Genomic DNA, 21,477 nt, shown 5'->3' with positions numbered 1-21,477 from the left:
TTTGTTATTTGTATGATATGGCTTAATGTTAAGGATAAGCCATAATCAAGGCTCAGCAGCTGTTAGCGAAATAGAGCGACTAACTCTGCCATCATATCGATGTGTGAGTCTCTGTCGTTCAGACACATAATGTAGCTAAAGTCCGAACCACCAGCGTCAATGAAAGTCTCTTTACACTGGTCTGAAATCTCTTCCAACGTTTCCAAACAGTCAACCGAAAAGGCAGGTGCCATGATATCGATCTTCTTGATGCCTTTACTTGGCAGTGATTCAAGTGTCTCGTCAGTGTATGGCTTCAACCACTCTTCTCGACCAAATCGCGATTGGTATGTCATGGTGATATCGTCTGCTGATAAACCTAGCTCTGCCGCAAGCAGCTTTGTTGTCGCTTCACAATGCTGAGGGTAGATATCGCCTTCATCAGCCAGTCGCTTCGGAATACCGTGGAAAGAACACACTAAATGATCGGCTCTGCCATTTTTATCCCAATGACTGCGGACGCTTTCAGCCAATGCTTTTGCATAGCTTGGGTGCGCGTAATAGTCGCGAATAAAGCGATAGCTCGGGATAACTGGCATCTGCTTAAAGGCTTTGGTTAAACCATCAGAAACCGCCGCTGTGGTTGTGCCAGAGTACTGCGGATATAAAGGCAGTACGATGATGTCCTCAACGCCCTGCTCCATCAGTTGCTCAACACCAGTCTTGAGGCTTGGGTTGCCATAGGTCATACCCAGTGCAACAGGCATCTCTAGCTTCTTCTGGAGCTTTTCAGCTTGTCTTTGAGAGTACACAAGCAGTGGTGAGCCTTCATCCATCCAGACAGACTGATACAGCTTAGCAACTTTAGGCGAGCGAATCGGTAAAATCACGCCATGTAATATAGGACACCAAAGCCAACGCGTTAGGTTTACAACTCGCTTGTCGTGTAAGAACTCACTCAAAAATCGACGAACGCCAGCTGGGGTCGCCGAATCTGGAGTTCCTAAGTTCACCAGTAAAACGCCCTGCTTTTTATTATTTTCCATAGATACCTGAGACCAATATGTGATTTTCTGGAAAGTAATATACTAATCTGCATAAGTTTAAGATCATTGCGCCCCAATGAAAGTCTGAATAATCATTCTTCATATGAGATACACAACATCCACTCTCAATTGCTAGCCACTGCCATCGGGTCTGAACCGTTCTGAATCATGTGCAATCAAATTATCTAGATTGGTATCGTACTAAAAATTGAAACAAAAAAAGCGACCCTTAAGGTCGCTTCCAATATATCAAATTCTAAAACTGGCTGTTAGCCAATTATGCTAGTGCTTTCTCAAGTTCTGCACTAACGTCAGCAACTTGCTTAGTACCGTCAAACTTAAGGTACTGAGTGTTACCTGCTTCAGCTTCTTTACCGTAGTAAGAGATAAGCGGAGCTGTTTGATCGTGGTATACGCCTAGACGTGCACGAACTGTTTCTTCTTTGTCGTCATCACGTACAACTAGCTCTTCGCCAGTTACGTCATCTTTACCTTCTTCTTTAGGCGGGTTGTACACAGTGTGGTATGTACGGCCTGAAGGAAGGTGAGCACGACGACCAGCCATACGCTCAACAATCACATCGTCAGCTACGTCGAATTCAACAACGTAATCAACAGCGATGCCCATTTCTTTTAGGCCATCAGCTTGTGGGATTGTGCGTGGGAAACCGTCTAGTAGGAAACCTTTATCACAGTCATCTTGAGCGATACGCTCTTTGATAAGACCAAGGATAATTTCATCAGAAACTAGCTGACCAGCGTCGATTACTGATTTTGCTTGCTTACCAAGCTCAGTACCCGCTTTGATAGCAGCACGTAGCATGTCACCAGTTGAAATTTGAGGGATACCAAATTTGTTCATGATGAAGTTAGCTTGAGTACCTTTACCCGCGCCAGGAGCACCTAGAAGAATGATGCGCATGTTTAATCCTCTTATAAAATTATGATTTATACCGAAGCTCACTATCCCTCCATTCTTGCTCATTTTTAGGATGAACAGAAAGCGTTAAGTAACCATTGAGGCTAAGCAAAACTGTGAACAGAAGCAAAACGGTAAGTTTCGGTATAACGTTTAAAAATCATACAACTGGAGATAGTCGCTTCTTAGCCCCAGCTGATTAGGTCGAGCATTCTATCACATTAATATTCAATTTGGCTGAATTTACGACTAAAGAATGCATCGACAACATTTGTTGTGACGATAACGGTGACGTTGACCACGTTAGGTCAATTTTCAACGACGTTCATAAAAAAAGCCCGCATTTGCGAGCTTTTTATTACAATTGTTGGCTTAACCTAAAGTCGAAAGACTAACGCTTTGTTAGTAGCTCGTTGATTGCACCCAAGAATTGTGACGGATCTTCCATTGAGCCTTTTTCAGCTAGCATAGCCTGGCCAAGGAGTAACTCAACCCAACGGCCGAACGCTTGCTCATCGGCTTCATCAGCCATCTGTTTCACAAGTGCGTGCTCAGGGTTAATCTCAAAGATGTACTTAACTTCCGGTGCCGCTTGACCCGCAGCTTCAAGAAGCTTCGCCATTTGCGTGCCCATTTCGAAGTCGTCAGTCACGACAACCGCAGGTGTTGTTGCTAGCTTGAAGGTCGTACGAACTTCTTTAACACGACCACCTAGGTAAGATTGAGTGCGCTCTACAACAGATTTGAACTCTTCTTCAGTCTCTTTCTGCTTCTCTTTCTCTTCTTCACCTTCAAACTTGCTTAGATCTAAGCCCGCTTTAGTGATCGATTGGAACTGTTTACCGGCGAAGTCAGTCAGGTAGTTCATTACGTACTCATCAATACGATCGTACATTAGAACCACTTCAATACCTTTAGCTTTGAACTGCTCCAAGTGTGGGCTGTTCTTAGCGGCAGCGTAGCTATCTGCTGTTAGGTAGTAAATCTTATCTTGGCCTTCTTTCATGCGCTCAACGTAAGATTCTAGGCTGATAGTTTGTTCAGCAGAATCCACTTCCGTTGACGAGAAACGAAGTAGACCAGCGATCTTCTCTTTGTTCGCCATGTCTTCAGCTGGGCCTTCTTTCAATACTAGGCCGAACTCTTTCCAAAACTCTAGGTACTTATCATTGTCATTCTTCGCCATGCGCTCAAGCATAGTCAGTACACGCTTGGTACATGCGCCACGAAGAGACTGAGTTACCTTGTTGTCTTGCAGGATTTCACGAGACACGTTCAGTGGTAGATCGTTTGAGTCAATCAAGCCGCGAACGAAACGCATGTAAGATGGCATGAACTGCTCTGCATCATCCATGATGAATACACGCTGCACATAAAGCTTCAAGCCGCTCTTGTGGTCACGGTTCATCATGTCCCAAGGTGCTTTCGCTGGGATGTAAAGCAGGCTTGTGTAGTCGTTCTTACCTTCAACTTTGTTGTGGCTCCAGGTTAGAGGATCAGCAAAGTCGTGAGATACGTGCTTGTAAAACTCTTGGTACTCTTCTTTCTCGATATCAGACTTGTTACGAGTCCAAAGCGCTTGCGCCTTGTTGATCTGCTCCCAATGCTTCTCTTCGGTATCTTTACCTTCGTCATCTTTCACTGCTGTGAAGATAGAAACAGGAATGCCGATGTGGTCAGAATATTTACCAATCACTTCACGCAGACGCCACTCATTTAAGAACTCTTTACCGTCTTCACGCATATGAAGAATGATGTCAGTACCACGAGACTCTTTAGTGATGTCTTCGATTGTGTAATCGCCTTCACCTGCAGAGTGCCACTGAACAGCTTCATTGTTCGGCAGGCCAGCTGCACGTGTGCGAACCGTTACCGCGTCTGCAACGATGAATGCAGAATAGAAACCCACACCAAATTGACCAATCAGTTGAGAATCTTTGCTTTGGTCTTCAGACAGCTTTGAGAAAAAGTCTGCAGTGCCTGACTTAGCAATCGTACCTAAATGCTCAATAACGTTGTCACGGCTCATACCGATACCGTTATCAGAAATGGTTAACGTGTTTGCTTCCGCGTTGAATGAAAGTTTTACACCTAGATCTGCATCACCTTGGTAAAGGTCACCGTTCGATAGAGCTTGAAAACGAAGCTTATCAGCCGCGTCAGATGCGTTAGAGATCAGCTCACGTAGAAAGATTTCTTTATTTGAATACAGTGAGTGAATCATTAGATGAAGTAGTTGTTTTACTTCAGATTGAAAGCCACGAGTCTCTTTATTTTGCGTTGCCGTTTCGCTCATTTTTACTCCAAAACATCTATACTTTATGTTGAATAACCATAGGGGCGTAACACTTGATGCCACTCTTCTGTTCATTAACATGAGGATGACAAATGTAAATTCAAGGTCAAAAATCATAAAAACACTGTTTTTTTGATCTGTTTTTATTATCCTTGAGTCTGATAAATATAAAAGAACATAAAAGAAGCCATGATTTGGTGAAGAATTAACGGAACTTCACCTGAGATTTGTCTATTTCGCACCCAAAACAACCCAAAATAGAAGAATTCAATGAGCAATATCGGCACAAAGTTTATTCTCGCACAGCGGTTCGTATTCGACCCAAACAGCAATTCACTTGTTGATCAAATGAGCGACGGTGAAGTCGTACGTCTTGGTAGCAATGAAAGCCGCATTCTCCTGATGCTGTCAGAAAGACCCAATGAAGTTATCACTCGCAATGAGTTGCACGAGTATGTTTGGCGAGACCAAGGTTTTGAGGTGGATGACTCAAGCTTGACACAAGCCGTATCGACGCTAAGAAAAATGCTCAAAGACTCGACTAAATCTCCTGAATTCGTAAAGACAGTACCTAAGCGCGGTTACCAATTTATTGCGACCGTTGAGCGCTCTGCCCCACTATCATCAAATGATCAGCCAGTAGCCGCTGAAATTGCAGAAAATGACGTAGAGCCTATCCTAACGTTTGCAACGCCTGCAGCGACTGAAGAAGCGATCACGGAATCGGTTGAACCTGAGCCAATTGCAAAAGTTCAAGAGAACAAGGTAGAAGTAGAACCAGTAACAGCCCCTGTTGTGGCTCCGACTAAAAGCACCAATAAATGGCTAACATTTTGGTTGCTGCTTGCCGCTTTCATCATGCCGATTCTCGTTTTAACGTTTACCAACCCGGCAGAGTCCGAGTTCAAAACATTAACTGAAGTCGATGGCGTAAAGGTTCAATCACCGGTAAACCACCCAGACCTCAGCAGTTGGCTGCCAGCGATAGAGAAGTGTGTATTACGTTACAACACGAATCACACTGGCATGCTAAAGCCGACTGAAGTGATTGCAACAGGTGGACAAACCAACAACCTTGCCCTCAACTACATTCACCCGCAAGATTACTCGAGCGAAAATGTAACTCTAAGAATTTACGCAAATCAGTCGGATCTAAACGACATTTGTAACGGTGGTCAGTAACATGAAATTAAAAGTATCGATTATTTTATTGGTTCTATCTGCATTCTTGAGTGGTTGGTTATATTGGGGCAGCGATGCAAAAGTAGAGCGCTTGCTCACTCAGCATGAGTGGCAGTCGAAAATGGTGACGCTGATTAGCGATAACAAGCAAGCTGACTCAATCGGCCCGCTTCGTAGAGTTGAACTATCATCGAATGCGAAATACCTACCAAATGGTACATATTTAAGAATGTCAGTGGTTAGACTTTACGGTAATCAAACTGAGCCTGCGAATGTCATCAACATCTCTGAAACGGGTCAGTGGGATATTAACGATAACTACTTACTGGTTTCGCCAACGGAGTTTAAAGATGTGACTTCGGCTCAGCGCCAAGACTTTTCAGAAGAACAGCTAGAGCTGATCACTCAAGTCATTAAGATGGACGCAGAGCAAAGCCGCCGCATAGATATTGTTAACCCGAAAGCACTGCTACTGACTAGCTTAAATCATGGTTCTACCGTATTGTTTTCAAACTAAGATTGGATCGCTATTTACTGTTTATGAATAGCTGAATACCATGAAACGGAAAACCAATAGAAAAAGGGGCATGAAGCCCCTTTTTGTTATCTGAAGCTAACAAATGAAGACTCTATGGATTGGATAAACTCACTAGCTCTGTTCTTTGGCTCTTTAATCGCCAATACCCTAGCCTCCTTATCGGGTGGCGGAGCAGGACTCCTGCAATTCCCACTGCTTATATTTCTTGGCTTACCCTTTTCAGTCGCTTTAGCCACTCACAAAGTCGCCAGTGTCGCATTAGGTTTGGGCGCCGCGTATACCCACATTAAAGGCGGAACTCTGAATTGGAAGCTTTGCTGTTACTTGATTATTGTCGGCAGCATTGGCGTGGTCATTGGCGCGAATATTGTGCTACTGATTCCCGACAATATTGCACAGAAACTGCTTGGGGCAATGATCTTAGCGCTAGGCGTCTACTCTCGACTAAAGAAACAACTAGGCCAAGAGGAACACCTGAAAAACCGCAATACCCGAGGGTGGATCATCGGTGGCTTTGGTCTGGCACTGATCGGCGTTATTAACGGCTCACTGACCGCAGGTTCAGGGCTATTGGTGACCTTGTTTCTCGTTCGGTGGTTTGGCTTCACATACAAACAGGCGGTTGCACTCACCATGATATGCGTGGGTTTGTTCTGGAATGGTATTGGTGGGTTCGCCATCGTTCAAGCGGGAGCCCCCGTCTACTGGTTATGGCTACCAATATTGTTGGCAAGTTCATTTTTAGGTGGCAGTTTAGGAGCCTATCTAGCCAACCGTTCAAGCAATCAGCTCGTCAAAACCGCTTTTGAAATATTGACGTTTGCCGTTGGCATTAAACTACTGATATAGAATTTAAAAGGATTAACCATGAAGACGGAACAACCCAATCTGGCGCCAGCGAAAGAAACAGCAGCAAAAGCCACAATCGCCATACACTATTGCCGTCAATGCAATTGGATGCTTCGCTCTAGTTGGTTATGCCAAGAGCTACTGCATACCTTCAGCGAAGAAATTGAACGAGTGAGCTTACACCCAGACACCGGAGGCAGGTTCGAAATCTTTTGTAATGGTGTGCAGATTTGGGAAAGAAAAGCAGATGACGGTTTTCCAGAGGCGAAAGTTCTGAAGCAAAGAGTGCGAAACATCATTGCTCCAGACAGAGATCTCGGCCACGTGGACTCAAAATAAGCCTTTCACAGCCGACCCAATGATTTAAAGCTGGCCACTCACCAGAACATCACCTTCAAGGCTAATGACTTTGAAGGTATTGTTTTCATAGATGCCATAGCTCGCCGCATGTCCTTCTCGTGGGAATGTCACCGAGCTAGGGTTAAAGATAAAGATGTCATCTTGGTATTCAGCGACAGGAATATGGGTATGGCCGTGGGCAATAATATCGCCCGCCTTCAGCGCAGGGCGTTTATTGGTGTTGTACAAATGGCCATGGGTTAGGAAGATACGTTGGCCTGATTCTAATAGCACCCACGAGTAATCCATCATCATTGGAAAAGACAACAACATCTGATCCACTTCGCTATCGCAGTTACCACGAACAGCAATGATCTCTTGAGAAAACGCATTCAACTTATCTGCAACCGCCGGCGGGTTATACCCTTCTGGGATCGGGTTTCTTGGTCCATGATTCAGAATGTCACCCAATAGAACTAAATATTGCGCACCAGACGCTTGGTAGAGTTCTAATACCTTTTCTGTTGCTGGCAGCGAACCGTGTAGGTCTGAAGCAAAAAATAATTTCACACGTACTTCTCCATAAAATTTATGAGCCTATTGTACGTATCTAAATGCTACACGTCATCTCTCGCCATACCGTTGATCACGATATTATTGTAACTAACCATACCGACTATCTTGTTATCACGAACTACTGGCGCACGACTGATACCAAAGCGTTCAAACAGGCGAGCGCAATACTTTACATTCATCTCAGCAGACACGCTTAGCGCTGGCTTAGTCATGATCTCATAAACATTAGTTCGCTTCGGAGATCGGTTCTTAGCCAGTACTTTCTTGGCAATGTCATTCATCAATACGATGCCGTATTCGTCATCTTCGTGGCGCTTATCGACAATGATGGCTTTCACTTTGTGCTTCTTCGCCATCTCTATCGCTTCTAACACAGTGGTTAGCCCATCGATAATCACGTACGTATTGGCCATGACATCACCTACTCGGATTTTTTCACTGGTACTCATAACTCATCCTCCACAACCTTAGTTAATGTCTCGACTTGATGCGCTACCCCGACTGCGTCTTCGATATCGATCTGCACCGCTATACCTTGTCCTGACTCCTGGTCAAACTCACCGACTTCGCCAATAGTTTCAAGAATATGCCTCGCTAAGTGTTCCTCAACCACAAACAGCAACACATCTTTTTGCACCTCTAACGTTAAGCCGAAGAAGGTGGTTTTTTGGTTTAAGCCTTGCCCTCTGGCGTTATTAATCACCGTTGCTCCAGTCGCGCCCGCATCACGCGCGGCATCGAGCACAGTATCGGTCTTGCTCTCTTCTACAAACGCTAAGATAAGTTTAAAGCGCATCTTTGCTCTCCTTAGAGGTGTGTAAACGGTTTAACCATTGTGTTATTTGGGCATAGCCCATCACTGAAATGATGGGAAATAAGCTGGCAAAGGCGATCAACCCAAAGCCATCAATAACAGGGTTTCTTCCTGGTACGGTTGAAGCGAGTCCAAGCCCGAGCGCCGTCACTAAAGGGACTGTCACCGTTGATGTAGTTACGCCGCCCGAATCATAGGCCAATGGAATAATGAGTTTTGGGGCGTAAAAGGTTTGAATGACCACGACGACATAACCAAAAATAATGTAGTAATGGATCGGATCGCCCGCAACGATACGGTAGCTACCTAATGAGATACCGATGGCAACGCCTAATGCCACGGCGATTCTCAGTCCGTTAACACTGATACTGCCACCGGATACTTGGTTTGCCTTAATCGCTACAGCAATCAAAGAAGGCTCGGCTATCGTGGTACTAAAACCAATACAAAACGCAAACAGGTAAACCCAGTAATAATCAAACCAAGCCAAAGCAATACCAGAACTGATCTTAAACTCAGTCAAAAAGCTTGGTTCAGTGAGTTGCATTGCCATCGTCTCCCCCAAAGGGAACAACGCGAGCTCCAACCCCATCAAGAATAGAGATAAACCTAGGATGACGTAGAAGAAACCGATGAGCACTTTGGCTAGGTTATTGACTGGCTTTCGTAATACCGCCAACTGAAAACCGAAGATGATGACCGCAATCGGGATCACATCCATCACAGTGCCGAGAAAGGTGTCGATAAATTGTTGAACACTGATCATGTCACCACCATCCCGTACACCATGACAAACATCATCGGCAGCAACGAAGCAAACGCGATCAACCCAAAACCATCTATCATCGGATTACGCCCTTTAATTGCCGAGGCTAAACCCACCCCTAACGCAGTTACTAATGGGACGGTGATCGTCGATGTCGTTACTCCACCAGAGTCATACGCAATTCCAATGATGTTTTCCGGAGCAAATGCGGTGAGTACCACCACTCCAATATATCCACCGATAATCATGTACTGGATTGGCCAACCTTTTAAGATTCTCAGCACACCGAGTAAAATAGCGATACCGACCGACAATGCCACAGTAAAGCGCAGGCCATCAGCATACTGCTCCATTTCATCTAACGTATTGGGAATTACCCCTCCCTCAGCGGCCACTTCTGCGGCTTCGGCAGCGACTGCGGTTAACGCTGGTTCGGCTATGGTGGTACCAAACCCCAAACAAAAAGCGAAGATCAATAACCAGAACACGCTCCCCTTTCTGGCAAATGCTTGAGCCATCGATTCGCCAATTGGAAACAGCCCCATTTCAAGGCCAAAGATAAAAAAAGTAAGTCCAAAAACGACGAGCACTAAGCCAGTCAGAATAGATAAAAGATGAGGAAGTGGCTCTTGTAAGACAGCAAGCTGGAAGAAAGCGATTACCGCCACGATTGGCAAGAGATCCCTCAGGCTACCTAACATGGATCGAAACAAAGCAAGCACCGCCGTCATCGCAATTCCTTGTCGTTGGTTATGAATTAATAATAATCATGGCAAATCCTTATCATTGCTTATGTGACAAATATTACGCAGTTGGTAACATATCCGAGTAAAGTGCATAAGTGTGATAACGGTACACATCCTGACTTGATGAATTTAATTTCACTCCTTTGTAAATTGAAAAAGGCGTAATTTGGGCATCACACGATTGAAACCTTATGATCGTTATAGTGATTTTTTCGTATTGATTGGCGACTAAAAACAAGCCATGTCTATAATTATGTTTAATAGGGAGATTGGTATGAAGATATTGTTAACGGGTGGTACTGGATTTATTGGCTCTGAATTGGTCAAGAGTTGGAACACTGACGACGTGACATTGCTGACGCGGAGTCCTGAAAATGCGAAGCAAAACCTAAATCACCTCAACCAGAACAACCTTCATTACATTCAATCCCTTGATGAGCTCAGTGATCTCAATGACTTTGATGTGGTGGTCAACCTCGCGGGTGAACCGATTGCCGATAAGCGTTGGAGTACAGAGCAAAAAGAGAGGATCTGTAACAGTCGCTGGCACATCACTGAAAAGCTGGTCGAACTAATTCATGCCAGTAACAATCCGCCACACGCTTTTATTAGCGGATCAGCCGTGGGTTACTATGGCGATCAACAGCAGCATCCGTTTGACGAGTCACTGCAAGTAGAAGATGAAAGCTTTCCTCATAAAGTCTGTGCCCACTGGGAAGAGATAGCCAAGCGAGCACAATCAGAAAGCACACGCGTGATACTACTACGAACAGGGGTTGTACTTGGCGAGAATGGCGGTGCACTCAAGAAGATGTTATTACCCTATAAACTCGGCGTCGGTGGTCCACTAGGTTCAGGTGAGCAGTACATGCCATGGATTCACATTCTCGATATGGTGAGAGCCATCAACCACTTGTTGTCTATCCCTCACGCTCAAGGGGAGTTCAATATGTGTGCCCCTCACCCTGTGACCAACAAACTGTTCAGCAGCACGTTAGCTAAACAATTAGGCCGACCGCATTTCTTATTCACGCCGAAATGGGCAATGTCGATTCTAATGGGGGAATCATCTTGTTTGCTATTTGACAGCATTCGCTCTAAGCCGAAGAAACTCACTGAGATGGGATTCATCTTTAGTTACTCAAGAATCGAGCCAGCACTAAAAAACTTGTTACAACATCAAGACTAATTCTTTACCCTAGAGCGATAGAGACTCTAATAAAGGATTAAGTGTGAACAAGTCGATTCTTATTACCGGTTGCTCAACAGGTATTGGATATACATGTGCTCATGCACTTCAAAAGCGTGGTTTTCATGTCATTGCATCTTGTCGTGATCCACAAGATGTTCAACGCCTTCAAGATGAAGGCCTCACCTGTATTCAATTAGACCTTTCCAACCAAGAAAGTATTGAGCATGGTGCCAAGCTTGCTATTGATCTCGCACCTAATGGATTGTTTGGATTATTCAATAACGGTGCTTACGGTCAAGCAGGTGCGCTAGAAGACTTACCGACCCAAGGACTCAGAGAACAATTCGAAACCAACTTCTTTGGTTGGCATCATCTCGTCTGTCAGCTCCTTCCGCACATGCGCGAGCGTGGCGAAGGTCGAATCGTACAAAACAGTTCCGTATTAGGTTTTGCAGCCATGAAGTATCGTGGTGCTTATAATGCTTCTAAATTCGCGATTGAGGGTTGGACGGATACCTTACGATTAGAACTGCATGGCAGTGGTATACAGATCTCATTACTGCAACCTGGGCCAATTGAGACTCAATTTAGAACCAATGCCTTGAAAGCGTTCAATAAATGGATAAACATTTCTGGCAGCGCTCACCAAGACGCGTACCAACAACAAAAAGATCGACTCGAAAAAGAGTCATCGAATAACGCTTTTGTTCTGCCTCCAGAAAGTTGTATTGAGCCAGTATTCCATGCTCTCACCGCCGACAAACCCAAGCTAAGATACCGAGTTACCACCCCAACTAAAGTGTTCGCGGTATTGAAAAGGATCCTACCGAGTCGCTTGCTAGACCCTATTTTGAGAAAAGCTGCATAAATTACTAACTTTGAATGCAGAGTCGCAAACTTTAATGTAACGATGTAATTTTTCCGTAACAATAAGATGTCATGATTATCCTATCCCATCAGTTATTCCCAATTGATGGTTCTACTCTGGAAATCTCATGACTTTAAACCGCCTTAATTGGGTAGGTGTGGGTCTGGCTATTACGTTGTTTATACTGTTTTGAGTATCTCACGCAACGCCTCACTGACTACCTCGATGATAACGCTATGCCTTCCATGTTGAGATAACAACTCTATCAACATCGAAGAATAGCGTTTTTCTATTTTTGGTTCTTTTTATCCGAGATAACCGAGTTAGATCTTGAAGTTACCGACTAATCCCCCCATATTTGCAACGTATCCACAAAACAAACCTCAAGGAACGTAAATGCAATCTCCGCATATTGTTGAACTTAATGAGCAGAACTTTCGTCAAGTATTAGAAGGTTCGATGCAGACCCCTGTACTCATCCATTTTTGGGCACCAATGAGCCAAGAGAGCGCCCAAGTCATTCCTGAACTTCAAACTTTAACTCAGCAATACAACGGTGCCTTCACCTTAGCCCTGCTCAATTGCGAACAAGAGCAAGCTATTGCTAGCCAGTTTGGTGTTCAAGCACTGCCTACTATTGCGCTGTTTGTTAACGGTCAGCCAGTCGATGGGCTCGGTGGCCCTCAAAGCATAGAAGCTATCGTCGATATGCTAAGCAAGCACCTTCCTAGCCAAGATGAACTTGCTTTGCGCCAAGCGCTTGAGCAAATGCAAGCTGGCGAGCACACACAGGCACTAGCAGCAATGCAGCAACTTCCAGCAGAGCTGACGAATAAAGGTGAAGTAAAACTGGCGATCGCAGAGTGTTTGTTAGAAACGCAACAATTTGACCTTGCTGAAGCTCAGCTAACAACCATCCCTCTTGAGTACCAAGACAACTACTACAAAGGCTTAGTCGCAAAACTTGAGCTTCACAAGCAGGCAGCAGACAGCCCTGAAATACAAGCATTAGAAGCCGCTCTTCAGCAAAATCCGAGCGACGCTAAAACGGCATCTGAATTAGCATTGCAATATCATCAAGTGAACCGCAGTGAAGAAGCAATGGATCTATTGTGGTCTTTCCTAGCCAAAGATCTTAATGCTCTCAATGGCGACATGAAAAAAGAGTTCATGGACATTCTGAGTGCACTTGGACAAGGTAACCCAGTTGCCAGTAAGTACCGTCGACAACTGTACTCTCTGCTTTACTAGTTAAACCTAAAAAGCGGTAGATTAAACATCGAAAATTGACAATTCAATCAATTAGTTTATCGCATAATAGAATGTAAAATGGACCATAAAATCAATATTTTATGGCCCATTTCTCGTTTATAAATTTGCTCAGCATTTAAATATGAGCCAGTATCAATACTGAACTATCAAAAACTTAAACTTGCAAAGGATTTTGTATGCCTATTGATACCTTGATTACTATCGGCGTCTTTACTGCCGTCGCACTGTTATTTATCTTCGCTGGCGTAAAAACCGTCCCACAAGGCAACAATTGGACCGTTGAACGCTTCGGGCGATACACACACACCCTTAAACCGGGTCTTAACTTAATCATTCCATTTATTGATAAAGTTGGACAGCGCATCAGCATGATGGAGCGTGTTCTCGATATCCCAGCACAAGAAGTCATCTCCAAAGATAATGCAAATGTGGTTATCGATGCGGTTTGTTTTGTTCAAGTTATCGACGCGCCTAAGGCGGCTTATGAAGTGAATGACCTTGAACATGCGATCCGTAACTTAACCCTCACCAATATCCGTACTGTGCTTGGCTCGATGGAACTGGATGAGATGCTTAGCCAGCGTGACATGATCAATACCAAGCTACTGAACATCGTTGATGAAGCGACAAACCCTTGGGGCGTAAAAGTCACCCGTATCGAAATTAAAGACGTACAGCCACCAGCAGACCTTACTGCTGCGATGAATGCCCAGATGAAAGCCGAGCGTAATAAACGTGCTGATATCCTAGAAGCAGAAGGTGTACGACAAGCTGAGATCTTGAAGGCAGAAGGTCACAAGCAATCAGAGATCCTGAAAGCCGAAGGTGAGAAGCAAGCGGCAATATTGCAAGCAGAAGCCCGTGAGCGTGCTGCAGAAGCAGAAGCTAAAGCAACAGAAATGGTATCAACAGCGATTGCTCAAGGAGACATGCAAGCGGTCAATTACTTTATCGCACAAGGTTACACTGACGCATTGAAATCTATAGGCCAAGCTGAAAACGGCAAGATCATCATGCTACCACTCGAAGCAACTGGCCTTATGGGTTCTGTAGCGGGTATCGCGGAGATGTTTGCACATAAGAATGACAAAGGTAGTAAGGACTAACTTATGGTCGAATTACTAGAACAAGTAAACCACTGGCATTGGTTAGCGTTTGGTCTAGCATTGTTAGCGCTTGAGCTAATTGGAACCGCTGGTTACTTTTTGTGGATAGGCATATCTGCCATGTTGGTCGGTGCCCTATTAGGCGCACTACCAATCGGTTGGCAGATGCAATGGCTGTCCTTTGCAAGCTTCTCTCTGATTACCACTTGGTTGTGGTGGAGAAGACAACTGTCTAATGACAAACAGTCAGATGCAGGGCGCGAGTTAAATCAAAGAGAAAAACAACTGGTAGGTCAAACAACTCGAATCGATACTGACATTAAAAAAGGCAAGTGTCGTATCCGTTTAGGTGATACTACTTGGTCAGCTGTTAGTAATCACGACTTAGAAGCAGGCACAGAGGTGATCGTCACTGCTGTAGATGGCATAGTATTAACGATTACTCCAACTAAAGAGTAATACAAGCATTCCTTATCAGAGCCATAAGTAGCCCACTTATGGCTTTTTCTCTACAAGTGAATCAATGATCGGGCAATGGCTATTTGAGTCACCTGGACATTGTTCAACCCACTCTTTCAATGTCTTCTGAATTGCCAAAAGATCTTCAATTTTTTTGTTTACCTCTTCCAATTTACTAAGCGCTTTTGCTTTAACGTCAGCACTTTCGCGACAAGGATTGTCAGCTAATTCAACAAGCGCGCGGCACTCATCGAGTGAAAAACCCGCACTTCTCGCTTTCGCAACTATACCAAGTTCTTGGATCTGCTTCTTGTCGTAGCTTCTATAGCCATTTTCCGAGCGTAAAGGGGCTGTAATAACCCCCTTGTCTTCATAAAGACGAATAGACTTCGTTGATAAGTTAGTAAGTTTAGCGGCTTCACTTATGTTCATGATATTACTCTAATAAGCTGATGTATCTTCGGCATTAATTACCTTTGAGGCGCTAGCAAATAGTACACCTAGAACACCTGAATGCATAATAAATATAATTTAAGAAAATAAAGTCTGCCACTTATAACTGTTTTACCTTCAATAAGGTAAATAACTTACATTTATAGACACTTATCACAACCAGAAATCAATAAGTTACTGATTGATATGTTTAAATTAGCTATTGTTATTTTTTATTGAAAATTTTTATATAACTTTGACCTTTCATCAACCATATACATAATTGAGTATTAAGCATGACATTTGAATGCTGTTTATTTTATTTTTTTGGTAAGTATGAAGGATGGAAAATATGAAACTTGTAACTTTAGCACTAGCTTCAGCGTTTATTTTTTCAGCTCCAGTCTCTATTGCACAAAACAACGCAGGAAAAGTATTTGGTGCAGGTGTCCAGTGCACGTTCAGTGACGGAGCGATTAAGCAACTGCCCCGTGAACTGTGCAAAGCGTATGGTGGAAAACATCAATAATGACAATGGGTAGGTTTAAGTTAATCGTTTCTAAGCCTACCTAAACTTATAGAAATCAGCACCAATAAATGCGTCCCAGCCTCTTTGCCACTCTGCTTTGATCATCACCTCCTGAGGCATATCGGCACATTGTTCTGTGTACCTTGTTCCTTTGATGCCTTTTTCAAATGCTTTGTAGGGATCACAGAACTCTAATTTTCCTTTTTCATAACCGGCAAGATAAGCCGGCTCATCAAACTCCACCTTTTCTTTAATATCAGCCAATGAGTCATTATCGATCACGTAGCCACGGGATCCAAAACGCTCCCCCTGACCATACCAAAACTCAGACGCTGTTTTCGGTGAAGAAGTACATGCTGCCAAACTAAAAGAAATTAATGTTACCGGAATAATACGTTTCATAAATATCTCCTAAAAAGCAAAAAAGCTGGGCAAATGCCCAGCTTTTACTTAGTTTCTCTAAAATTATTTAACTGCAAATGGAATCGTTAGTGTCAGCTTGAAATCTGTCTCATCATTAAAGCCATTTGAGTAAGCACCCCAATCTGGAGCATCAGTATCATTAAAGTAATTAGTGTAGTAGAAACCAATATTTGCATCTTTCAATGCACCAGCTTGGATTGCGTAGTTTGCGAAGAAGCTGTAAGCATATTCTACTAGCTCGTCGTAACCTGCAGCTTTTGCACCTGCACCGTATGCACCACTCACACCTGCACTGAAGCCTGTACCACCAACATCAGAGAAATCACGAGTTGAAGATAGGAAGAAAGCATATTCGCCATCGTGGTTAAAGTCAGAACGGTTGTTCCACCAGATATCGTAAGCACCGTTCGAACCACCGTATTGCTCAGTTAAACGGTAAGACATGTTACCAACTTGGCCACGAGTGTCTTCTGAGTCAGCTGATGTATAAGTTGCCTCTGCACGGAAGCTGTATTGACCAAAAGATTTAGCCGTCAATAAAGCCGCTTGGAAAGCAGTACTATCAAATTGATTGTCATCATCTACTACGTATAGTTGTGGAGACCAGAATAGACCGCCATCTGTTGTGCCTTTAACTTTAGCATGGAAGTTCTTACGATCACCGTCAGTCAAACCACCGTAACCGAAATCAAGACCAATGCCGTTGCTTAAAGTATAACGAGCACCAACAGAGTATACATCGCCTACATCTTTACCACCGTCAGAACCCCAGAAGCCGCCATCACGGAATTCGTAAGTTTCTTTGAACCAAGGAGCTTTATATTGGTCTGCATAAACAAAACCAACTGAAAGGTCGCCAAAGTTACCGCCGATCTCACCACCACGGTACGTACCAGGAGCAAACGACCAGTTAACACCCAGTGAGCTTGGTACACTTGGTTGGAAATAACCAAGTTGTGCGTTAATGTTTTCACCAAACTTAAATTTAAGAGCTGCTTTTGCGAAAGATACACCGTTATCAGTTTGATACGAGTCACATGAGCCAGCATTGTACGGAGAATCACAATCGAAGAAATTCATCTCATGCTCAAATGAGCCACCAGTCTCTTCACCAGCCCACATATCGAATGTGCTGTAAACTACCGCATCAAAACCAACCACATCTGCAACATAACCAGAATGGAAGCCTAAATTAGCAAAAATAGAACCATGATCTAAATTAGTGGTTTTAGCTGTATCTGGTCCAGCAATTGGATTGCCCGCACCGTCAGTTGGCTTACCTGCACGGTCACGAGCACGCATGAAAAAGTTTAGGTTACCGCTAATAGTCGACTCAGAGAAGAACTCTGACGCCTGACTTGCATACTCAGGACCGATTGGATCTTCAGCCATAGCTGGAGCAGCAGACAGCGCACCTACCATTGCTGCTGTAATCGCAGATACTTTAAAAAATTTGTTTTCCATGGAATAAAACTCCTAAAAATGGATATAGCTGTTTGAATATTCCCCGCCTAAAGTTGGCCGCCGTAGAGAGAAATACCTTTTCTTGTTTGAGAACCCTAAACTCTGAATTCTCTATTTCCTTTCTGGTTATGCACATCGTGTGCATCCATGGCATTAAGACTAACTTCGCCCTCAAAAAGATCAATGAGAACTTAATTTTCATCTAAAAAAATATGAGTTGGTGCAAATTTAGTAGGTACTTAGTGATCCAGATCGATAAATTGTAAAGCTCACAACCAAAAACAATAAAAACATTAAATATCAAATACTTAAATCATAATCATTCTTATAAACATAGAAGTGACTCGCATTTTTGATACAACTATAACGGTATTTCATTAATGTTGAGCAGTGTCACTGTCCTGATTTTAGAGTTCGTATAGGAACAAAATTCTCAACAATTAAAAAGCCCTCATTTTTATATCAGAAACAAAAAAGGCACTCCCTTGGTAGGAGTGCCTTTGAGCTTTTTTTACCTGTATTTACTTACGAAATAAGGGCTATTAGATCTTCTTCTGTTCTTATTTCGATACCCAAATCTTGTGCTTTAGTTAATTTAGAACCCGCAGCTTCACCAGCAAACAAGATGTCCGTTTTCTTAGATACGCTACCCGTCACTTTCGCACCTAATACTTGTAACGCCGCTTTAGCTTCACTTCGACCTAGTTGAGAAAGTGACCCGGTCAACACAACTACCTTACCTTCTAATGGTAACTCTTGGTCATCCGCAGCTTCTTCGATAGCAGGCCAGTTTACGCCAAGTTCTATCAGCTGATCGACAACCGCTCTGTTTTTCTCTTGTGAAAAGAAGCTTGTGATATGGCTAGCGACGATGTCACCAATATCGGACACTTCAATTAATTGTTCATGCGTTGCAGCTTGAACCAGATCCAGTGTTTTGAAGTGTTGCGCCAAGTTCATCGCAGTTGCTTCACCCACTTCACGAATACCTAACGAATAAAGGAAACGCGCTAATGTCGTGTCTTTGGCTTTATTCAGCGCGCTCACCACGTTTTGTGCCGATTTAGGCCCCATTCGATCAAGAACCGTAATCACACCCGCACTTAACTTAAACAAGTCAGCGGGCGTTTCTACCATTTCACGGTCTACAAGCTGCTCTATCACCTTTACACCAAGACCATCAACATCCAGTGCCTTTCTTGACACAAAATGCTTGAGCGCTTCTTTACGCTGCGCCTGACACACCAAACCGCCTGTACAACGCGCTACAGCTTCACCCTCTACGCGCTCAACTGCAGAATTACACACAGGGCAAGCATCAGGGAAAACAATGTCTCTAGCTGTTTCAGGGCGACGATCTTGTACAACAGCCACAATTTGCGGAATAACATCGAAATGTCACTTTAAGAATACTCATCAAATAGATAAAAGCATTGAAAATCATGAAAAAAACTAAACAAACTTCTACACTTTCTTTATTGAAAGTTTCAATTAGGAAATGAGTGAATGTACTTAAGTGAAAAGCTAAGCCACCTTGAAACGGTTTTAGACAAACAAGCTTTCAAGTTACTAGTTGACTTTACAGATGGGATAAGTAAACGGCATGCGTCCGTTTTTCTACAGAGTATCGTTAGAACTATCGATTGGTTTGAGGCAATGCTTAAAAGTGACGATGTTGCGGCTCTTCACAATTCAATCAAAAACATATTTGCGTCAATTTCCCAACTTTATGATTTTGCCACTGCACAAAATATTCACAATCATATCTGTCAGCTTATCATGTATTACAAAGAGCAAGATTACTTAAAAGTTTCTTTTAATCATGATGTTATAGAGTTACTGGAAAGAGAGCTCAGTAAACCCCTTTTTGAAAAATATAAGCAATACTCCAGTAATAGTATCTCTTCTCCAAAAAATACCGCAACAGCAGCTTCCTCAACAATAGTTCAAGAACACAATTTTTCTCCAGAGGTTAAAGAAAGGTTAGGTTATATAAAAAACAGTCTTAACGATGATGCGTATGAAATGCTACTTGATTATTTATCGATATCGAGTAACGGGCGAAAGACTCGCTTAACACATATGCTAGTTATGTATATCGATATTCTAAAAAATGGTCTGAACACTAAAAGCGCAACTGAGTTAGTTCGAGCTTTTGAAGGGGTTCGAGTCCATGTTTGCCAAAACCATACCTACAAATCAGCTGTAGCAAAATTTGGGCATATTCGTAGTTTTATCGGACATTTGATAGATACTAGGTATATTGAAGGGACGAAAAACCTTCCACTAAGTGACCTGCTTGAAACATTTGACGAAGAGTTTTATCTGTCAATGCGTCTTGTCCAAACTCCAAAGGAGTTTGTTAAGAAAGCAAAGAAAGAACTGTCTGCCAATGAAGTATTTCTAAACACCCTGCGTATAACCTGTTCAGAAGACATTGCCAAACGACTAATTGAACATGTTGACTCATTCAAAATGAAGAAACACCACAGAGCCCCCTTGAACTCCTTCTTACTCCAAGTTTTTGAAGCTGACCCTAAGTGGTATACAAACCAAAACATCATCCAAGGAGAGCTTCTAAAATATAGAGGTAACCTTTTAGATACACTCCAGAGAAACTCAGCATACGGTCGATTTCAAAACGTAAAAAATGCTATGGAGGTTTTGATTTCCCACGGGCTCCTTCCATCAGATACACATTTACCTGACAACTTGAGAAGATGTACAAATACTGAAAAAATTCGGGGCGCTAACCCTCTACTCTCTAGCACAGACATATATGATGAAAACAAGAAGCAAGCTTATGTAAACTCACCTAAATTCATCCAGCATCTAACAAATGAACTATCCACTAACCTACTTGCTCTCAAGCTTAAAGCCCAAGAAATAGTTTTCGCTGGGTATCATAAGTTTTTAGATAAACCGTCCGTAATCAGAAAAAGCGTGCTCAAAGAACACATTTCATGCCCACAATTATTCACCGAACACCCGAAATCGCTAGGCCCTCTATCCAATAACCCATTTCGTCGAAAACACCCTCTGCGCATTGCGAATCTAACTGCCTACTATGATTACCATTTCGATTCATTCTTAAAAGGAGGAACTCCGCATAAAGTGAGTGGATTAGAAATATCTAATGAAATTCTCGGTCATTTAGGGCTTACGACTCACATTGCTTCAGCGATGCAAGCGATAATCACGGAACAAGTGGGTGTTAACCCGTATTCACTTTACAACATAAAAGTTCAGTCAGACGGTCATGGTCAAGAATTTATTCAAATCGATGACACGGGTTCGGTAAGGTTAAAAGCTTTGAAGCCAAGAGCGAGGATGGCTCAAAGCAGAGTCATTGCTGGAGAAAAAACTCCTTTATTTAAAGTAAGAAAGGGGGACATTGATGCTGCTGTTTGTATCAAAATGGCTCTTGAAATGACCTCTAGAACAAGAAAGTCTTTAGGTGTAAACCAACTGTGGACATGCCTATCAACACAAGGGGTAACAGTTGGCTCCGCAGACTCATTTCAAGTCAGCTTTCAGAATTTAAGAAAGGAGCTAGGGAAAGATAATCCAGTTTTGTTAGGATCAACGTATCCGCCCCATGAACCCACAGGGCGAACTTGCTAATGTTTGAAGTTCCAGGGTAAGAGCGCATCGATATCAGGCTCAGCTTGCGCTAGCTCTT

The 21,477-nt window shown here is 43.2% G+C and carries 23 protein-coding genes and 1 pseudogene; 11 read left to right on the top strand and 13 right to left on the bottom strand.

What is annotated here, in order from left to right; genetic code table 11:
• Window positions 1–62: 62 nt before the first annotated feature.
• The 3 genes from hemH to htpG form a co-directional block, all read right to left on the bottom strand.
• A complete protein-coding gene (gene hemH, locus IQQ51_RS01555) occupies window positions 63–1,025 on the bottom strand; it encodes a ferrochelatase (protein ID WP_193840184.1) in 963 nt (320 codons plus the stop codon).
• Window positions 1,026–1,302: 277 nt separating this feature from the next.
• Window positions 1,303–1,947, bottom strand: coding sequence for an adenylate kinase (gene adk, locus IQQ51_RS01550; protein WP_193840183.1), 645 nt, complete (start codon window positions 1,945–1,947; stop codon window positions 1,303–1,305).
• A 388-nt stretch (window positions 1,948–2,335) separates the two neighbouring features.
• On the bottom strand, window positions 2,336–4,240 hold the full coding sequence (htpG, locus tag IQQ51_RS01545) for a molecular chaperone HtpG (protein ID WP_193840182.1): 1,905 nt from the start codon (window positions 4,238–4,240) through the stop codon (window positions 2,336–2,338).
• 270 nt (window positions 4,241–4,510) lie between these two features.
• Between htpG and IQQ51_RS01540 the strand changes: the two genes are divergently transcribed.
• The 4 genes from IQQ51_RS01540 to IQQ51_RS01525 all read left to right on the top strand — a co-directional run bounded on the left by IQQ51_RS01540 (window position 4,511) and on the right by IQQ51_RS01525 (window position 7,148).
• Complete coding sequence (locus IQQ51_RS01540) at window positions 4,511–5,422, top strand: transcriptional regulator (protein ID WP_193840181.1); 912 nt, start codon at window positions 4,511–4,513, stop codon at window positions 5,420–5,422.
• A gap of 1 nt (window position 5,423) precedes the next feature.
• A complete protein-coding gene (locus IQQ51_RS01535; RefSeq protein WP_017066005.1) occupies window positions 5,424–5,939 on the top strand; it encodes a regulatory protein ToxS in 516 nt (171 codons plus the stop codon).
• 114 nt (window positions 5,940–6,053) lie between these two features.
• Window positions 6,054–6,809, top strand: coding sequence for a sulfite exporter TauE/SafE family protein (locus IQQ51_RS01530; protein WP_048606490.1), 756 nt, complete (start codon window positions 6,054–6,056; stop codon window positions 6,807–6,809).
• A gap of 18 nt (window positions 6,810–6,827) precedes the next feature.
• Entirely contained in the window at window positions 6,828–7,148 is a 321-nt protein-coding gene (locus IQQ51_RS01525) for a SelT/SelW/SelH family protein (RefSeq protein WP_193840180.1), read from the top strand.
• A 24-nt stretch (window positions 7,149–7,172) separates the two neighbouring features.
• Here the strand turns inward: IQQ51_RS01525 and yfcE are convergent, their stop codons facing one another.
• From yfcE to IQQ51_RS01500, 5 genes are read right to left on the bottom strand one after another with little or no spacing between them, the layout of a single operon-like run.
• Window positions 7,173–7,718 (bottom strand): phosphodiesterase, encoded by a 546-nt coding sequence (yfcE, locus tag IQQ51_RS01520; protein ID WP_017068995.1) that lies wholly within the window; start codon window positions 7,716–7,718, stop codon window positions 7,173–7,175.
• Between the two features lie 47 nt (window positions 7,719–7,765).
• A complete protein-coding gene (locus IQQ51_RS01515; RefSeq protein ID WP_017062206.1) occupies window positions 7,766–8,173 on the bottom strand; it encodes a CBS domain-containing protein in 408 nt (135 codons plus the stop codon).
• On the bottom strand, window positions 8,170–8,520 hold the full coding sequence (locus IQQ51_RS01510) for a P-II family nitrogen regulator (protein ID WP_017062207.1): 351 nt from the start codon (window positions 8,518–8,520) through the stop codon (window positions 8,170–8,172). Before IQQ51_RS01510 ends, IQQ51_RS01515 begins: the two co-directional genes overlap by 4 nt.
• Window positions 8,510–9,304 (bottom strand): DUF1538 domain-containing protein, encoded by a 795-nt coding sequence (locus tag IQQ51_RS01505; RefSeq protein WP_193840179.1) that lies wholly within the window; start codon window positions 9,302–9,304, stop codon window positions 8,510–8,512. Before IQQ51_RS01505 ends, IQQ51_RS01510 begins: the two co-directional genes overlap by 11 nt.
• On the bottom strand, window positions 9,301–10,035 hold the full coding sequence (locus IQQ51_RS01500; RefSeq protein WP_019820230.1) for a DUF1538 domain-containing protein: 735 nt from the start codon (window positions 10,033–10,035) through the stop codon (window positions 9,301–9,303). The genes IQQ51_RS01505 and IQQ51_RS01500 overlap by 4 nt, the downstream gene beginning before the upstream one ends.
• A 289-nt stretch (window positions 10,036–10,324) precedes the next feature.
• Here IQQ51_RS01500 and IQQ51_RS01495 point away from each other — a divergent pair, with 289 nt between their 5' ends.
• The 5 genes from IQQ51_RS01495 (at window position 10,325) to IQQ51_RS01475 (ending at window position 14,947) form a co-directional block, all read left to right on the top strand.
• Entirely contained in the window at window positions 10,325–11,239 is a 915-nt protein-coding gene (locus tag IQQ51_RS01495) for a TIGR01777 family oxidoreductase (protein ID WP_172379887.1), read from the top strand.
• Window positions 11,240–11,282: 43 nt separating this feature from the next.
• Window positions 11,283–12,110, top strand: a complete 828-nt coding sequence (locus IQQ51_RS01490; protein ID WP_193840178.1) for an SDR family oxidoreductase — start codon at window positions 11,283–11,285, stop codon at window positions 12,108–12,110.
• A 396-nt stretch (window positions 12,111–12,506) separates the two neighbouring features.
• Window positions 12,507–13,361 carry a co-chaperone YbbN gene (locus IQQ51_RS01485; RefSeq protein ID WP_193840177.1) on the top strand — a complete coding sequence of 285 codons (855 nt, stop codon included), beginning with the start codon at window positions 12,507–12,509 and terminating at the stop codon, window positions 13,359–13,361.
• A gap of 197 nt (window positions 13,362–13,558) precedes the next feature.
• Window positions 13,559–14,488 carry an SPFH domain-containing protein gene (locus IQQ51_RS01480; RefSeq protein WP_017063395.1) on the top strand — a complete coding sequence of 310 codons (930 nt, stop codon included), beginning with the start codon at window positions 13,559–13,561 and terminating at the stop codon, window positions 14,486–14,488.
• 3 nt (window positions 14,489–14,491) lie between these two features.
• Entirely contained in the window at window positions 14,492–14,947 is a 456-nt protein-coding gene (locus IQQ51_RS01475) for an NfeD family protein (protein WP_059019926.1), read from the top strand.
• 36 nt (window positions 14,948–14,983) lie between these two features.
• Here the strand turns inward: IQQ51_RS01475 and cueR are convergent, their stop codons facing one another.
• A complete protein-coding gene (gene cueR / locus IQQ51_RS01470; protein WP_193840176.1) occupies window positions 14,984–15,379 on the bottom strand; it encodes a Cu(I)-responsive transcriptional regulator in 396 nt (131 codons plus the stop codon).
• 352 nt (window positions 15,380–15,731) lie between these two features.
• Here cueR and IQQ51_RS01465 point away from each other — a divergent pair, with 352 nt between their 5' ends.
• A complete protein-coding gene (locus IQQ51_RS01465; RefSeq protein ID WP_193840175.1) occupies window positions 15,732–15,908 on the top strand; it encodes a hypothetical protein in 177 nt (58 codons plus the stop codon).
• 36 nt (window positions 15,909–15,944) lie between these two features.
• Here IQQ51_RS01465 and IQQ51_RS01460 read toward each other — a convergent pair whose 3' ends face one another.
• The 4 genes and pseudogenes from IQQ51_RS01460 to IQQ51_RS01450 all read right to left on the bottom strand — a co-directional run.
• On the bottom strand, window positions 15,945–16,310 hold the full coding sequence (locus IQQ51_RS01460) for a DUF2799 domain-containing protein (protein WP_193840174.1): 366 nt from the start codon (window positions 16,308–16,310) through the stop codon (window positions 15,945–15,947).
• A 63-nt stretch (window positions 16,311–16,373) separates the two neighbouring features.
• Entirely contained in the window at window positions 16,374–17,795 is a 1,422-nt protein-coding gene (locus IQQ51_RS01455) for a hypothetical protein (protein ID WP_048612187.1), read from the bottom strand.
• Window positions 17,776–17,931: a hypothetical protein gene (locus IQQ51_RS26540; RefSeq protein WP_004734257.1), complete on the bottom strand. Its 156-nt coding sequence runs from the start codon at window positions 17,929–17,931 to the stop codon at window positions 17,776–17,778. The genes IQQ51_RS01455 and IQQ51_RS26540 overlap by 20 nt, the downstream gene beginning before the upstream one ends.
• Window positions 17,932–18,320: 389 nt before the next feature.
• A pseudogene (locus tag IQQ51_RS01450) lies at window positions 18,321–19,187 on the bottom strand (helix-hairpin-helix domain-containing protein); the annotation flags it as partial.
• A 114-nt stretch (window positions 19,188–19,301) separates the two neighbouring features.
• Here IQQ51_RS01450 and IQQ51_RS01445 point away from each other — a divergent pair.
• Window positions 19,302–21,419: a hypothetical protein gene (locus IQQ51_RS01445; RefSeq protein WP_193840172.1), complete on the top strand. Its 2,118-nt coding sequence runs from the start codon at window positions 19,302–19,304 to the stop codon at window positions 21,417–21,419.
• Window positions 21,420–21,477 lie beyond the last annotated feature (58 nt).

The organism is Vibrio sp. OPT18, assembly GCF_015163615.1.
In the GTDB taxonomy this organism is placed as follows: Bacteria; Pseudomonadota; Gammaproteobacteria; order Enterobacterales; family Vibrionaceae; genus Vibrio; species Vibrio coralliirubri.
Note: the sequence above shows the minus strand (reverse complement) of the source record. Positions and strands in the feature narration are given on the sequence as shown.